Genomic DNA, 15,088 nt, shown 5'->3' on the forward strand with positions numbered 1-15,088 from the left:
GGAGATTAGAAAAAGTTTGTGATGTTTTTCACGATGATGGACAAAAAAATGTACCATTTACGTCACAAAATAGTAACAATATATTTACTTACCATCTTATTATTTTTTTTTTCTTTTTCAAGCAAATAATATTCAAATTTATTATGAAAAATTTTAAAAAAATCGACACCTTTTTCAAAAAAATTTTTATAAAATAAAGTTTTTGTTCAATAGTCAGAATATATACATAATATTATGTGGAAATAAATAAATATGTGATATGACAAACAATGGAATTTGTTCATTACTATGTGTGGGGTGATTAGCAATGGAAGAGGATCAAAAACTTTATGATATAACGATTATCGGTGGAGGTCCTGTAGGCTTGTTCACAGCATTTTACGGAGGGATGAGACAAGCATCTGTAAAGGTGATCGAAAGCCTTCCCCAGCTAGGAGGTCAGCTAACAGCGCTTTATCCTGAAAAAAATATATATGATGTTGCCGGTTTCCCAAAAATTCGTGCACAAGAATTAGTTCATAATTTAAAGGAGCAAATGTCCAAGTTTGAACCAACCATAGTACTGGAACAATCTGTGGCTAATGTTGAAAAACAGCCGAATGGAAATTTTAAAATAACAACCAACAAGGAAGTGCATTATTCTAAAGCGGTTATTATCACTGCTGGAAACGGGGCATTCCAGCCCCGCCGTCTGGAATTAGAGGGCATTGAAAAATTTGAACGCCGAAATTTACATTATTTCATTGATGATTTAAATAAATTCGCTGGTAAAAAAGTGGTTGTATTTGGTGGAGGCGATTCGGCTGTTGACTGGGCCTTGATGCTGGAGCCAATTGCTAAGCAAGTAACGATTGTTCACCGCAGAGATAAATTCCGTGCACATGAGCATAGTGTAGAAAATTTAACAAATTCCAGGGTTGATATTAAGATACCATATGTCCCTGCATCATTTACAAGCGATGAAAATGGGATCAAGCAGGTTGTGATCAATGAAGTCAAAAGTGAAAATAAAGTAACAATTGATGTTGATGATGTAATCGTAAACTATGGCTTCGTCTCCTCCCTTGGACCAATTAAGGACTGGGGACTTATCATTGATCGAAATGCGATTGTTGTCAATTCAAGGATGGAAACAAATCAGCCAGGTATCTATGCTGCTGGAGATATTTGCACCTATGATGGAAAAATGAAATTGATTGCCTCCGGTTTCGGTGAAGCTCCAACCGCCATTAACAATGCTAAATCCTATATTGACCCTAAAGCAAAGACCCAGTCTATCCATAGTTCATCGTTGTTTAATGACTAATCAGTAAAGGCGTCCACGGTTGAGGACGCCTTTCATTTAACATTCTTCTGGGGCACCTGCATTTGCAGCTGTTCGGAAGGAAGATCCACAGCCGCAGGAAGCAATCGCATTCGGATTTTCAATCGTAAAGCCGCCGCCCATCATGGATTGTTTATAATCAATTTTCGTTCCTTTCAGTACAGGGGCACTTTCTTTATCCACTAAAATATTGATTCCAAATTGTTCAAATTGGGAATCCCCATCTTTTACTTCATGGTCAAATCCTACTCCGTAAGATAACCCGCTGCATCCGCCTCCTTGAACGGCAATGCGCAAGTATGCTCCTTCTTCTTCATTATGTTTCATCATTTCTTTTATTTGAAGAGCCGCAGCTTCTGTTAGAACAATAACATCATTACTCATTTTTTACCCTCCTTTTTATTTCCACTGTGTAAATATCGTTTTTCTTTCAGTATATACACTTCAGACCATGTACTCAACAAATTAACTTCCAATTTGATAACCACTAAAGGAAAACTTCGTTATAATATATATAACAATAATAGTAAGGGGAGAGATGCGATGTCCCCCATTGAGCCCATATTCGATAAAAAATACGAATGTTTATTTTGTAAAAAACCTTTTATTAGCAAAAAGGTTCGCAGCCGCTTTATAAAAGTTTCCCATTTTGACAGTGATTTTTTTCCTATTTATCAATCGGAGGATGCAAATCCTCTACACTATCATATTATGGTGTGTCCATCTTGCGGTTTCTCATTCTCAGAAGATTTTTCAAAAGCTTTTCCTCCGGGGGCAAAAGAAACTATAACACATGAGGTGTGCAGCCGTTGGGTTCCACATAACTTCAGTGGAAAACGGAGCATTCACCAAGCTATTCAAACCTATAAACTTGCCATTCTTTGTGGATCTTTAAAAAAAGAAAAACATATTACTATGGCAGGAATATATATGCGGGTAGGATGGCTTTACCGGTTACTCGAGAATCAGGAACAAGAACAACGTTTTTTGAAACTTGCCCTAAAAGAATATGAGGATTCCTTGTATTATGGTGACTATACTAGAACTCAAGTCACCGAAATTAGACTCCTATATTTAATTGGAGAGGTTTCACGAAGATTAAACGATCGCCAAAAGGCTGTTCAATATTTTTCACAGGTAATTGAAAAACAAAGACAATCCGTCGAACCGAACATTATTGAAATGGCCCGAGAACGCTGGCGTGAAATAAGAGATAATAGCTAAAAAGGAACAGGCGGGCCTGTTCCTTTTTATGCCGAGCCCAAGCTTCCTTCTTCACAAAAAAAGGACTTGAACTTTGTATATTAAAACATTGGATTTTCATCTAAAAATTGATAAATATTTTCAACCAGCTCATCTGGGGTTTGTCCCCTTACAACTTCTCCATTCACCAGCGCGAAAAGACCTGCTGCGCATTTTCCGCAGTGACTAAGGCATCCATACTCAATGACGTCTAAGTTAGGGTCCCTCTCTAAAATTGCACGGGCTTTTTGAGAGCCGCTAGCCAGATTGCTGATACAAAACTCAATAATTGGCTTAAACATATATTTCACCTCTACTAACTCATCATCGTACTCTTAATGTCCAGCTTCGTCAACAATTTATGATTGAAAAAAATAAGCATTCCAGAGACTGGAATACTTATTTTGCTTGATATCCGTATTTTTCGAGCTCTGAAAAAATCATTTTTAATCGTGGATTTCCTTCTCCAACTATTACTCCGTTTATCACAACAACAGGATAGAACATATCCTCTTCAATGACCTTTTTAGCGAACTTTTGTTTTGTAGGATCACTTGGTGGATTGAAAATATCTACATAAGAAATTTGAAAGGGCTGTTCTGGAAACTTTCTAATGATAGCCGCTTCAAGCCATTCACAGGTTTCCTTTGATGATGGTAAATTTACACAACTAGCACAAATCTGTTCAGCACCATAAACAATAATTTCAGCATAATTTTCCATGATAAACCTATTCCCCATTTTTTCCTTTTATTTTATACTATATCTAAGTTGTTAACCAACCATTATTTTGCAAATAATTCTCAATTAGACATTCCACAGGATGGATTTTTACTAACAATGACATTATAATAGGGATTAGGAAAGGAGTCGATTTGTTTGGCAGAGCTAGAAATGAAAGAACAAGTTCAGGAAGTATTAGATAAATTACGTCCATTTCTTCTTCGGGACGGTGGGGATTGCGAATTGGTTGACGTAGAAGACGGTATTGTAAAACTACGTTTGCTAGGTGCTTGTGGAAGCTGCCCAAGCTCAACTATTACTTTAAAAGCTGGTATTGAACGCGCACTTTTAGAAGAAGTTCCAGGTGTGCTTGAAGTAGAACAAGTTTTTTAAAAGCGATTGCCATTTGGCAACCGCTTTTTCATTGTCCAGCATCATCACCAACAGGACTTTATTTTACCAATTGAATTGGTTTCCAGTCTTTATTCACAAGTGTAGTTGGATTCTCTCCATTTATAACTGCTTTAATATTATCAATACATAATTTCATCATGGTGACTCGTGTTTCCACACTTGAGCTCCCAATGTGTGGTAGCGCTACTACGTTTGGAAGAGCTAATAACGGATGCTCTGCACCTATTGGCTCCTTGACAAAAACGTCTAATCCGGCTCCAGCGATATCCTTTTCCACAAGGGCATCATACAGGGCTTGTTCATCGATAACAGGACCTCTTCCTACGTTAATAAAGATCGCGTTCTTTTCATTTTTTTAAATGTATCCCGCATAAACATATTTCTTGTTTCATTTGTAAGTGGAGTTAAACTGACAATGAAATCAGATTTCTCAACTAATTCATCAAATGAACAGTAAACCGCTCCTAATAATTTTTCTGCTTCAGGTTTTCTGGTCCGATTATGATAAAGAATTTCCATATCAAAGCCTGTTGCCCGTTTCGCAACCGTTTCGCCAATTTTCCCCATACCGACGATTCCAATTGTCTTATGGTGGATATCATGACCAGCAAGCAATAATGGGCTCCAGCTTTTCCATTCATTTTTCTTAACTAATTCTGCTGCTTCAACCAATCTACGGGCAGTCGCCATTAATAATCCAAATGCTAAGTCCGCAGTTGTATCGGTTAAAACATCTGGAGTATTACAGACAGCAATCCCGTTTTTGGTAGCCGTTTCTAGATCGATATTATCGAAGCCAACAGCCAGATTGGCTACAACTTTTAATTGGCTGCCAGCAGTTAAAACAGCGGCATCAATTTTGTCAGATAGCATGGTTAATAAAGCATCTGCCGTTTTCGCTTCTTCAAGTAACCTCTCTCTTGGAACAGGTACATCTTCAGAATCCCACATTTTAACTTGATATTGACTTTTAATGGATTCTATAGCTTCATCAGGAAGCTTTCGAGTAATAAAAATAGTTGGTTTCATGCTTTTTCCCTTCTTCATGTGGATTGGATAATTATGCCTTTCATTGATATTTTAGCATAATATTATCCAGGTTTCTGTGAACATTATTAATGTAACCATTCTGGTTTTATAAGATCTACTCTTTTAATCGGCGCCCCTGCCAATTCATAAAAAACGCTTAAAAACCGTTCATATTCCATAGATTGCCTTAGAATTTTTGATAACTGCTCCTCAAGATCCTTTTTTTGTTGTTCAGAGCGGGTGATATAGTAATTTTCAACGCATTCAAAATAATGAAGCGGAAACAATATTCTTGAATAAAGTAACTTCCAGGAAAAAACAGAAAGCGGGGCAACACTTAAATATTCTTGAAAAAAGTTTTTAACATCAAGCTGATAGGTTTGATTGTTACGGAAATAACGTTCCCTTGTCCATTCAGCTATATCCCGACTGCGATGGTCAAAGACCCAATCAAACGGATTTTTTAGTAAAAAATCAGCTCCCCAGGACATGGATGAAAATCGCTCATGACAAACAGTTCCATTATCGATCTCTGTCGGTTCATCATCAATTTCGGTATCCACTAAATATTGAATCGCATTTTCTGTCAAGCCCATATAATAAGGGAAAGAATCAATAAACTGCCTTTCAAAATCATCCTCAGGTGTTTGAAATAACAGGCCGTTCCAAACCTTTTCCATTTGTTCCAAACGTTTCTCCCAAAGCTGTTTCCATTGGCCGATTCGACTTAATTGTTTAATTTGAAATGGAACCATTCTTCCTCGCTCATGAAACTTTGCCAGTTTTCTGCCTGACTTTTGCCTTAGCGGCTGCCGATTATTTGCCTGCTCAACAGCCATTACACAATACTGATTGTTTTCCCATTCTGTTATTAGCTTTCCCTCCTTTGAGGGAAGAAAAACAGGGACATTTCGGTCACCATAATTTCTCATATGATTGGCAATTGATTCTAATTCATTGAGTTCATCCTCATTTCGATTTCCAGGTTGGGGGAATAAGTATACCCAGCCATTCCCTCTTAAGGCCTCATACGAATTGACTTTTAACCGTTCCTCTACTTTTACCCCATATTGATTTTCAAGCAACTTTTCAAGCATGTTTCCACCTCTATTCTTGTACCTTCTTATGTCATGTATATGTTTTCAAGAAAAAAACTTGTTAGCTCACTTTTTAAATGCTGAAAAAAATGGGGAAAGTAATCCTGTTCCTTATTTTAAAAAAGCGCATATTTTATGGGAAAGATATATAATATTAGTAAAATTTACAGATTGGGTGATATGAATAAATGGCAGACGAAAAAAAAATAGGAGTAACAGAAGAAGCTGCCCGCAGATGGTTAAAGGAGCGAGGTGTCACAATTCAAGATATCGCTGATTTAGTTTTTTACCTTCAGGAAAAGTATCACGAAAACTTAAAAATGGAAGATTGTATCGCCAATGTAGAACGGGTTCTATCCAAGCGGGAGGTTCAAAACGCAATTATAACAGGCATTCAGCTTGATATTCTTGCTGAGAAAAAAATGCTTGAGGAGCCACTTCAAAATATTATTGAAACAGATGAAAGCCTCTATGGGGTTGACGAAATTTTAGCCCTATCGATCGTCAATGTTTATGGTTCCATTGGTTTTACAAACTATGGCTATATTGATAAACAAAAGCCAGGCATCCTGCAGCATTTAAACGATAAATCCACCGGAGAATGTCATACATTTTTAGACGATATTGTTGGGGCAATTGCTGCTGCTGCTTCAAGCAGACTGGCCCACCGTGCTGCACGAGAAGGCCTTTAATTTCCCTATTCCTTTCTGCAATAAAACCATTTCAAGTTCACTCTAAATATGCGAACCGCCCATATTCAATCATATGGGCGGTTTCTTTTACTTAGTCTTGTTTATCTTTGGATAAGGTTAGTTTGTTTTCTTGTTCCGCCATTTCTTTTTCCAATCTGCTAATCCGTTCATCGATGGTATTGCGGTAATAGGAGTTATTGATATTCTGCTCAAGACCGTCCAAGTAGGTTTCAATTTCCTTAAACTTAGAATAAGATCGATGATCAACTGAATTCGCATCTAAAAGCTTGTTCATCCGTAAGTTTGCACGGGTTACATTTTCTCGACCCATTAACTCCATTCGGCGGATATGCATATCTTTAAGCTTTTGCTGCATTTCATGATATTTTCTATTTAATAGATCCACCTGTTCATTTATCTGTTCCAGCGAGGAACGAAGGCGCTCTGCCCGCTCTGAATATTGCTGGTGTTCTGCTAAAGTAAATTGATAAAGTTCAGTTTCTCCAGCCTTTAAAGCGATATCTGCTTGGTACTTTCTTTTTTCGGCTAAATCTGCTGCCTCATTATACTCTTTTGTGAATGCTTCTTTTAATTGAACTTGCCGTTCGACAAGTTTACCAACCTTTTCTGTTTCCTGCTCAGACTGACGAAGGTATTGATTTAGTAAAGAAATTGGATTTTTTTGTTCCTGCTGTGCCATTGCCTCATTCAAATCAGCAACCACTATATCTTTTATTCTGGCTAATAAGTTTGTCATCCTCATTTTCTCTCCTTTTAATTAGCATTTTTTTAATTCATCCCATTGTTTTTCAAAGTTAACAAATGGGTCATTTCCTTCTTTATCGAAAGTCTTTTTGTTTTTATTCCATTCTTTATAGACTAGAAAGAGAACGTATGCTGCTCCCACACCGATTAGTGCAGGGATATGATGAATGGTGGAAGAAAGAACCATTAAACCAATTATGATTAACGCAATCTTCCAACCTGTTGACTCTGTATTTAAAAACTTTTTAAAGATGAAGTAGAGAATCGCAAGGCTTACGACTAACCCCACCATTGGACCAATAGAATGCAATAAGATGATGGCCGCCATGCCCCCGATTAAAAACAAACCAAACTTTTTCATGACCTTTTCCTCCTAAAATTTGTTTTCCTTATCTTGATTTCATCTTACCTCTATTCTTCTTTTTTCATAATTGCGCTAGAGCTTGATTTTCCCATCAGACTTAAGGCGTATAGGAAGTAGGACTGGTAGAGCCATAAAAAAAAGATAGTCAGTTCAAGTAGAACTAACTATCCTATGCATTATATCTCCCATTCATCTAATGATTCGATGGAATAGGTTGGTTTGCGGTCATAGCCAGAGAGCATATCCCTTGTCGTTACACCAGTGTGTACTAAAACGGTATCCATTCCAGCATTCATTCCTGCCATGATGTCTGTATCATAATTATCTCCGACCATTAATGTTTCGTTTTTATTTGTTCCGAGGACCTTCAACGCCTGCTCCACGATGATACTTTCAGGCTTACCAATAAAAATAGGCTTTGTTTTTGTTGACACGGTTATGACTGCGGTAATGGAGCCATTTCCAGGCATAAAGCCACGCTCTGTTGGCAAGGCCACATCTGCATTCGTTGACAAAAACACCGCACCGTTCCGAACTGCAAGACAAGCTACTGCCAGCTTTTCGTATGTAAGTTCCCGATTAATACCGATAACCACATAATCAGCATGTTCCCCGGCAAATTGGAACCCTTTCTCCTCTAATGCCGTTCGAATTCCTTCTTCTCCAATTAAATAAATCGAGGCAGCTTTTGTTCGATCATATATGTAATTGGCTGTCGCCTGGCTTGTGGTAAAGACAAGATCCTCTTCTGCTGGTATATCAAAGCTGCGTAATTTTTCAGCAACCTGTGCCGGTGTTCTCGATGAATTGTTTGTCACAAATAAATAAGGGATATTTTTTTGACGCAGACGTTTTACAAAGTCACTTGCTGCTTCAATTCTTTCTGTCCCTTTATACATCGTACCATCTAAATCAATCAAGTATCCTTTATATTCCCTCATCCTATCACTCCTCGAGTATATTATGACCGAAATTGAGAAAGACTGCACATGTGCAGTCTCACCATTATTTTCTAAAAGCAGATACTGGACCTAATTCATTTTCAAGATATACTCTGACATTATTTGCAAAAACAGTGAAACTTTCAATGTTTGCTGCAAACTCCGTTTGTAATTCAGTATGATTGATTTTTGTATACATTTGAACAAGCATTTTTCGATAAGAAATTAGTTTTTTCAAGCTGTTGCCTGTTTCCGCTGAAACGACCTTTTCATCCATTAAGATTTCGATTATATCTTCATAGCTCCCTGGGTCACGCATAATAAAACCGTCAATCATTGAGTTCCCAATATCAAGAACTGCTTCAAGCATCATTTGGAAAATCCGCTCCAATGCAGCTTTTTGAATCGGTGTAGACCACTCTGTTTGTTTTGAAAAAAGGTCAACTAGTTTTTCCAAGTATAGTAATATTTCTTCAATTTTTTCTCGATCCACAAAGTACATATTTTCACTTCTTTCAATATTTTTTAAGATGGCACACTGTTAACCAACACGGATGGCCGAGCATAAAAGTAGCCTTGAGCCAGATGCACCTTGTTTCTGGTGATAACAGATGCTTCTTCTTTCCGCTCAATTCCTTCAGCAACAACTTGGGAGCCTGCCTCTTTTGCTACTAAAAGAAGGCCTTTTAACATTGATTCCTTAACAGAATTTTTATCAATATCTTCGATAACAGAGCGATCAATTTTTATTATATCAGGTAATATCTCATTTATGGTATTTAAGTTTGCATAACCGGCCCAGCGTCGTCTATAGCTATGCGGAAGCCCATTAATCTTAATATTTTTAGATTATATTGTAAATTTGGTAATCCTTCAATGGAGTCCTGTTCGGTAATTTCAATGAATATTTGTTTAGGTGACAACAGATGGTACATTTTCAGTAAAAGTTTTAGATCCCCAATAAATCTTATATTTCCGAGAGTTATCGGTGTGCAATTTACAAATATATCCTGTTTACAACGAGTTTCAATCATCTGTTGAAATGTTTTTTCCAATACGACCATTTCCAAGTCGTAAAGAGTACCTGTTTGCTTAGCAACCGAAAAAAGCGGAAGCGGATTTTCTAAAACAGTTCCTTTTGGTCCACGTGAGAGCATTTCCCAAGCACGAATTTGATTTGATTCCACATCAAAGATGGGCTGTGCTAAAAGCTTGATATTTTTTTGATGAACGATTTTCTTCATTGTATACTTCATCTCATTGAATTTTGCTTCAACCCTTTTCTCAGCCATATCCTCTGCTTGCCCGCAGGCCCTTGAAACAGCTTCTTCAACAGTATGATGCACCTTTTCAACAAACATATATCCATTCTTAAACTGAGGTAAAACGGTTGCAAATTTCATTTTCAAATCTCGTTCCACAGTGGTTGAAACATTATTCATGACCCGCTCGATATCTGATATACAATGATGGTTATTTTCATATTTAAGAAATAGGGCAATCCCATTTTCCTTGGATTGATTTAAGCAAACTAAATTCTCTTCTAAGACCTCTTGCCCAATCGCGATCATAAAGGATTTCTTTATTAAATCCAAGTATTTTGGATAGTGGACTGGTCCTATCTGTTCTGTAATTTCTCCGATATTTTTTAAATAAAAAACAATAACCACCACATCATTTCCATCAAGAAAGGCAGCTTTCACTCCTCCGAGAACTGGATTACGCAAATTAAATTGTGGAGGATAATAACGTAAAGAAGAAAGTGGCAGAAAAATCTTTCCCCATTGGAGCGCTTTTTTCACCTTTCCTATGTACCGCTGAACCATTATTTTCATCCCTCTCGGAGGTCAACACAAAATATACTTGTATTGTATCATAAACAACACTTTACAGATTTTTCGTTTTTATGAATGATTCTTAATTCTCCCATTCCAGTTCTTATTTTGATAATATAAAGGGTGTTAATTATAAATTGCGAATAAAGGGGTAAAAATATGTCTGAGCGTTTTTTTCTATATAATGATACAGAAGAAACAAAAACAAGATTTGTGAGCTTTCTTGGTGAACATCAGCGTTACGATTTAGCCATTACAAGAACAGACAGACACTATGGGAAATATCTTGTTTTAAATATGCTAGGAAATCGTTTTGCGATCATTGGCCCAGATGATTTGGAAGAAGAAGGTTATTTGGAGTATGCCTTTGGGTTAGACGAAGCGGATGCAGAAGAGCTGCGTTCTTTTCTGCTTGAAATCATCTAAAAAAACCTCATGTTTTTTCGTTCTTTAGTTATACTAATGCATTAAAGGAGTGAAAAAACATGGATAAAGACTCAAAACAATATTTTGATTTTACAAATGTTGAAAAACAAAAGGGTTACCTCACTGCAGAAGAATTTCCAGAAGGCCCATTTGGGTCACCGTTTAGAAAAGAAGAATCTGTTCGAAATAAAAGCACCCCTTGGGAAGAGGGACAGCGTTATTATAGTGCTTTTAACTATGAAGATAAGTCATTCCATCAGGACATTCCTAGGCAGATGCCAGGTGCGCATATACCGCATGATGATCCGGATCGAGAGGAACAAGGCCCATACTAAAAAGGGAATGTCTCCAGTAGAGACATTCCCGCAAATTAAGCTTCCACATTTAAAAATTGGTTTAATACTTCCACTGCGGCTGCAGCAATCATACCGTCCTGTTCTGCGGACCCGCCGGAAACCCCAACTCCGCCTGCTAATTGTTCGTTAATATAGAGTGGAATTCCGCCTTCAAAGACCGTTAGGCGATCGGTATGTACAATTCCATGTAGGAGGGCTGGTTCTTTTTCAATCAATGGATACCATTTTGACGTAGGAATCCCAAAAGCGGCTGCTGTGTATGCTTTATTTTGGGAAATTCCTGAGCTTAATAATGGAGCACCATCCATCCGAACAAATCCCTTGAGATTGGCCCCTTCATCCACTACCGTTACATTTACTGCGACACCTAACTGCTCAGCTTTAGTACAAGCAGCATCCAACATCTTCATCACAATCTCTCTTGTGATTGAAGGTTTTTCATAAAATACTTTCATTCTTCTCAACTCCCTTAATCAATCTATCTCCAATTCTCCTAATACAATAAGAGACTGAAGTGCAATATAAATTTTTCGCCTTATATATGGAGTTTTATCGCATAAGGAATGAGTTGTTTAAGATGGTTGAATTCGAACCTCCAGGTTACTTTTTGGGTATGTTTTGCAAGCAAGAGCGTAATTTAATTCTCTTTCTGCATCAGGCAGAACAGCCTTCGAGCTTTTGCCGATTTCGTATTCGCCTGTTTCCACCTTAATCTTGCATAGTCCACATCCGCCACCCTTACAAGCATATTGTATAACAATTCCTTGACTTCGTGCAGCATCTAGTACAGATTGTTTATCCTTACATGAAAATTCGGGTTGGTTTGTTGGATCGTCTTTTACCCTTACTTTAAACATATGCATATTCCTCCAAAAATTCTTATTTTCCAATCTGGGTGGTTTTAATGATTAAAATTCATCAAAGGAAATATTGTTACCTTTGATGCCGCCTTTGTAGAGGACATCACAGGTTGTTTCAATCATAATTGGCGGACCACATAGATAGGCATCCATGTTTTTCATATTCTCTAAGTTTCGGCCAATTATATCTGCAATGAAGCCCACTTCACCATTCCATTCATCTGGGTTATCCTGATCAGACAAGGCGGGAACGAAATGGAAATTAGGATGCTGTTTCGCTAACTCTTCCCATTCCTCGGTTAGATACAAATCGTTTTTCGTTCTGGCTCCGTAAAAAAACCATGCTTTATGTTCGAAAGGCTCGGAGAACAATTGTTCAAGTAATGATTTTATTGGTGCCATTCCTGATCCACCAGCAACAAATAGTAGATCTTTTTCTCGGTCACGCAATTGCATTTTTCCATATGGACCTGACCCAGTTACAATATCTCCAACATGAAGATCGCACATATAATTGGAGCCTTTTCCGTCCTTAACTCTCTTTACATGGAATTCAACGATATTTCCTTCTTTATACTTGTTTGCCATGGAATAGGCACGTGTCTCATCTAGGCCAGGAATATCAATCTCAAAGAACTGGCCTGATGCATATTCAATATGCAGTGGGTCAGTTAGTCTCAGTTTGATCATATGAATGTCGTGTGTACCCTGTTTGTTTTCAACTACTTCTGCTTCAAAATCATGAACTGGGAAAAATGCAGTATTCGATTCTTCCATTTCGACTTCAATAACAAGGTCACTTTCAACCAAGGTGCTGCACATTAAAACAAATCCCTCTTCACGTTCGAAGCCCATTAAGGAGTATTCAGATACCCGATCCATAATTTCATAGTCACCATCAAGCACCTGACACTTACAAGCTGAACAACTACCATGACGGCATCCATATGCCACCTGGATTCCGTTTCGAATCGCTGCATCCAGTAATGTTTGTCCTTCTTTTACAATCATTGTTCTTCCGCTCGGCTCTAATGTTACTTCATAGGTTTCTATTGCCATTTTAGACTTTCCCATTTTTTAAACCCCTTTCTAAATAGAAGAACTAGTAGAGCGTAAAATGAATTTACGCCCTACAATCGATTATTTAATTAAGCCGATTTAGTCTTCTCCACTTTCCCATTCAATGATTAATTGCTCTTCATCCCAGTCCGCTATAAAACCAAAATAGGAAGACATGAATATGTGTACTTGGTCCATATCAAAATCCTGTCCGAGATGCTCTTCAACCGTTTCTCGTTTTAACACCAATTTGCCGGGAGATTTTACTTTTTTAAATACGGAGAAATCTTCGACAACAACTCCCTCATTATCTTCCTCAATTGCCGAAATGATGGCTCTCACAACATCTCCGCCGCTCGTATCTAAATCCATTCCTACATATGCTTCTTTTACACTCATCTTGATCCTCCCTTTCCCCTGTTAAACTTTTTGCTGCGTTAAGATTTTTGTGAATTAGGTTAATGCCTTACCAAATGATTCAATTAACTCTCTTCTATGATAGAAAATACCTTGTCCAATTTTATCTTCCGTCCAGGTAATGGTTGGCATATCATGATAAGCAATATATCCACCTGCAAAAGCTTCATTACGGTTCCCTGATGGGTCAAAGAAATAAATTGTTTCGCCTCTTGTGATACCATGGCGAGTTGGTGTTACTTCGATTTGAACTTCATTTCTTGATAAAATATCAGCTGCTTTTAAGACGTCATACCAGTTATGAACCGAAAATCCAACATGGTGAAGCTTTGCATCCGGTCCTTTAATAAACGCAACATCGTGGGCTTTTCCATTTCTTGCATGCAGGAAGCTTCCAATCATTACTTCTCCGTCTACGGTCATGATTTTTTCACTTTGATGCATATCCAAAACTTCAGTAAAAAAGCGGGTTACACCTTCAACATCATCACCTGATAACAGCATATGATCCATGCGGTGGGGAGCAATTCCCCGTAAACCTTCCGGCCATGGATGAGGGTTTAATGACCCTGTTCGTGTTCCAACTTGCTGAATATCTTTATATAATTCCATTTGGTGGCCTGTCGGCAGTTCAAAACGTATTGCTTCTCCTTCTGCTAGTCTTGTTCCTTTAGAGACCCGTTTTAAAGTCAGCCCAAACTGTTCGATTTTCTTTTCGTAGTTCGCTAAATCTTCGTCCGTTTCAACTTTAAAAGCCAAATGATCAAGTCCTGCCGAATCAGATTCTTGTAAAATTACGCTGTGATGGTCAAACTCATCCCAAGCTTTTAAATAGACTCTTCCTTCGCTCTCTCCCACAACGTCAAGCCCAATCACATTTGTGTAATAATCCACTGATTCTTTAAGATCCAAGACCTTGACTTCTGCTCTCGCAATACGAATAATCGACATTTACTAGCACCCCATTTGTAATTTTGTAAGCATGTTTTTATTTTAGAATTTTCTGAATTAATAGTAAACAAACATTTCTGTTAGTAATTTTTAATTTTTCCATACGTTTCATACTAAAATGTTCTAAATTTACCAAAAAAAAAGCCGATGAAATCATCGACTTTTTTTTGGTAACTCCAGATTATAGGTATAAAAATGTGTAAAAAAAGGCCAGAAGGATGAATTAATCTGGCCATTCCGTTACTTTTTAACTTTTTTTAAGACAAAATAAGCACAGCCAAAGTTACAATATTCATACAAGTATTCACTCAACGTACTGATTTTTGTATCAAATGACGCTTTTTGATTTTGATCATCAAAAAAGCCTTTTAAGCGAAGCTGTCCGTATCCCCAATCGCCTACAATGTAGTCGTATCTTGATAAGATATCACTATATCTTGCTAAGAACGCTTCTTCGTTATATCCATCTTTTACTTCCCCAACAATTTCATAGCTAATGTTATTGACAGTAACCATACATATCACCTCATTTTTCCAGCAAATGATATTACCATTATAACCGATTCACCATCAATTACTAAGAAAAAAAAACC

The 15,088-nt window shown here is 37.5% G+C and carries 20 protein-coding genes and 2 pseudogenes; 6 read left to right on the forward strand and 16 right to left on the reverse strand.

Translation table 11 applies throughout. From position 1 onward, the window contains the following. The first annotated feature begins 307 nt into the window (after window positions 1–307). Window positions 308–1,306, forward strand: a complete 999-nt coding sequence (locus RCG17_RS08410; RefSeq protein ID WP_308174735.1) for an NAD(P)/FAD-dependent oxidoreductase — start codon at window positions 308–310, stop codon at window positions 1,304–1,306. A gap of 36 nt (window positions 1,307–1,342) precedes the next feature. Here the strand turns inward: RCG17_RS08410 and RCG17_RS08415 are convergent, their stop codons facing one another. Next, on the reverse strand, window positions 1,343–1,708 hold the full coding sequence (locus RCG17_RS08415; protein ID WP_308174736.1) for a HesB/IscA family protein: 366 nt from the start codon (window positions 1,706–1,708) through the stop codon (window positions 1,343–1,345). Window positions 1,709–1,867: 159 nt separating this feature from the next. Between RCG17_RS08415 and RCG17_RS08420 the strand changes: the two genes are divergently transcribed. After that, the gene (locus RCG17_RS08420) at window positions 1,868–2,548 is read left to right on the forward strand and encodes a DUF2225 domain-containing protein (protein ID WP_308174737.1); all 681 of its coding nucleotides are present in this window, start codon (window positions 1,868–1,870) and stop codon (window positions 2,546–2,548) included. An 80-nt stretch (window positions 2,549–2,628) separates the two neighbouring features. Here the strand turns inward: RCG17_RS08420 and RCG17_RS08425 are convergent, their stop codons facing one another. Continuing rightward, a complete protein-coding gene (locus tag RCG17_RS08425; protein ID WP_308174738.1) occupies window positions 2,629–2,868 on the reverse strand; it encodes a YuzB family protein in 240 nt (79 codons plus the stop codon). Between the two features lie 97 nt (window positions 2,869–2,965). After that, on the reverse strand, window positions 2,966–3,289 hold the full coding sequence (locus RCG17_RS08430; protein WP_308174739.1) for a DUF1462 family protein: 324 nt from the start codon (window positions 3,287–3,289) through the stop codon (window positions 2,966–2,968). Between the two features lie 171 nt (window positions 3,290–3,460). On the opposite strand from RCG17_RS08430, the gene RCG17_RS08435 reads away from it, so the two are divergent. Next, window positions 3,461–3,682 carry a NifU family protein gene (locus RCG17_RS08435; RefSeq protein WP_308175795.1) on the forward strand — a complete coding sequence of 74 codons (222 nt, stop codon included), beginning with the start codon at window positions 3,461–3,463 and terminating at the stop codon, window positions 3,680–3,682. A gap of 58 nt (window positions 3,683–3,740) precedes the next feature. Here RCG17_RS08435 and RCG17_RS08440 read toward each other — a convergent pair. Both RCG17_RS08440 and yutH read right to left on the reverse strand, forming a co-directional pair. Next, window positions 3,741–4,732, reverse strand: a pseudogene (locus RCG17_RS08440) (2-hydroxyacid dehydrogenase). Window positions 4,733–4,818: 86 nt separating this feature from the next. Then, window positions 4,819–5,829 (reverse strand): spore coat putative kinase YutH, encoded by a 1,011-nt coding sequence (gene yutH, locus RCG17_RS08445; RefSeq protein ID WP_308174740.1) that lies wholly within the window; start codon window positions 5,827–5,829, stop codon window positions 4,819–4,821. A 188-nt stretch (window positions 5,830–6,017) separates the two neighbouring features. On the opposite strand from yutH, the gene RCG17_RS08450 reads away from it, so the two are divergent. Beyond that, entirely contained in the window at window positions 6,018–6,521 is a 504-nt protein-coding gene (locus RCG17_RS08450; protein ID WP_308174741.1) for a phosphatidylglycerophosphatase A family protein, read from the forward strand. A gap of 91 nt (window positions 6,522–6,612) precedes the next feature. Here RCG17_RS08450 and RCG17_RS08455 read toward each other — a convergent pair whose 3' ends face one another. The 5 genes and pseudogenes from RCG17_RS08455 to RCG17_RS08475 all read right to left on the reverse strand — a co-directional run bounded on the left by RCG17_RS08455 (window position 6,613) and on the right by RCG17_RS08475 (window position 10,426). Then, the gene (locus tag RCG17_RS08455; RefSeq protein WP_308174742.1) at window positions 6,613–7,278 is read right to left on the reverse strand and encodes a PspA/IM30 family protein; all 666 of its coding nucleotides are present in this window, start codon (window positions 7,276–7,278) and stop codon (window positions 6,613–6,615) included. Between the two features lie 21 nt (window positions 7,279–7,299). Beyond that, entirely contained in the window at window positions 7,300–7,647 is a 348-nt protein-coding gene (locus RCG17_RS08460) for a lmo0954 family membrane protein (protein WP_308174743.1), read from the reverse strand. A gap of 179 nt (window positions 7,648–7,826) precedes the next feature. After that, a complete protein-coding gene (locus tag RCG17_RS08465) occupies window positions 7,827–8,591 on the reverse strand; it encodes a TIGR01457 family HAD-type hydrolase (RefSeq protein ID WP_308174744.1) in 765 nt (254 codons plus the stop codon). Between the two features lie 64 nt (window positions 8,592–8,655). After that, window positions 8,656–9,093: a DUF86 domain-containing protein gene (locus tag RCG17_RS08470; RefSeq protein ID WP_308174745.1), complete on the reverse strand. Its 438-nt coding sequence runs from the start codon at window positions 9,091–9,093 to the stop codon at window positions 8,656–8,658. 23 nt (window positions 9,094–9,116) lie between these two features. After that, a pseudogene (locus tag RCG17_RS08475) lies at window positions 9,117–10,426 on the reverse strand (EAL domain-containing protein). 159 nt (window positions 10,427–10,585) lie between these two features. Here RCG17_RS08475 and RCG17_RS08480 point away from each other — a divergent pair. Continuing rightward, window positions 10,586–10,852, forward strand: a complete 267-nt coding sequence (locus RCG17_RS08480; protein ID WP_308174746.1) for a DUF3055 domain-containing protein — start codon at window positions 10,586–10,588, stop codon at window positions 10,850–10,852. A 59-nt stretch (window positions 10,853–10,911) separates the two neighbouring features. Continuing rightward, on the forward strand, window positions 10,912–11,187 hold the full coding sequence (locus tag RCG17_RS08485) for a cytosolic protein (protein ID WP_308174747.1): 276 nt from the start codon (window positions 10,912–10,914) through the stop codon (window positions 11,185–11,187). A 35-nt stretch (window positions 11,188–11,222) separates the two neighbouring features. On the opposite strand, the gene RCG17_RS08490 is transcribed toward RCG17_RS08485, so the two are convergent. The 6 genes from RCG17_RS08490 to RCG17_RS08515 all read right to left on the reverse strand — a co-directional run bounded on the left by RCG17_RS08490 (window position 11,223) and on the right by RCG17_RS08515 (window position 15,011). Beyond that, window positions 11,223–11,663: a GlcG/HbpS family heme-binding protein gene (locus tag RCG17_RS08490; RefSeq protein ID WP_308174748.1), complete on the reverse strand. Its 441-nt coding sequence runs from the start codon at window positions 11,661–11,663 to the stop codon at window positions 11,223–11,225. Between the two features lie 117 nt (window positions 11,664–11,780). Then, complete coding sequence (locus RCG17_RS08495) at window positions 11,781–12,065, reverse strand: 2Fe-2S iron-sulfur cluster-binding protein (protein ID WP_308174749.1); 285 nt, start codon at window positions 12,063–12,065, stop codon at window positions 11,781–11,783. A gap of 51 nt (window positions 12,066–12,116) precedes the next feature. Next, window positions 12,117–13,142: an NADH:ubiquinone reductase (Na(+)-transporting) subunit F gene (locus RCG17_RS08500; RefSeq protein WP_308174750.1), complete on the reverse strand. Its 1,026-nt coding sequence runs from the start codon at window positions 13,140–13,142 to the stop codon at window positions 12,117–12,119. Between the two features lie 84 nt (window positions 13,143–13,226). Next, window positions 13,227–13,526, reverse strand: a complete 300-nt coding sequence (locus tag RCG17_RS08505) for an MmoB/DmpM family protein (RefSeq protein ID WP_308174751.1) — start codon at window positions 13,524–13,526, stop codon at window positions 13,227–13,229. Window positions 13,527–13,580: 54 nt separating this feature from the next. After that, on the reverse strand, window positions 13,581–14,495 hold the full coding sequence (locus RCG17_RS08510) for a catechol 2,3-dioxygenase (protein WP_308174752.1): 915 nt from the start codon (window positions 14,493–14,495) through the stop codon (window positions 13,581–13,583). A gap of 240 nt (window positions 14,496–14,735) precedes the next feature. Continuing rightward, window positions 14,736–15,011 (reverse strand): YutD family protein, encoded by a 276-nt coding sequence (locus RCG17_RS08515; RefSeq protein WP_308174753.1) that lies wholly within the window; start codon window positions 15,009–15,011, stop codon window positions 14,736–14,738. Window positions 15,012–15,088 lie beyond the last annotated feature (77 nt).

The organism is Neobacillus sp. PS3-12 (genome assembly GCF_030915385.1).
In the GTDB taxonomy this organism is placed as follows: Bacteria; Bacillota; Bacilli; order Bacillales; family Cytobacillaceae; genus JAEVLT01.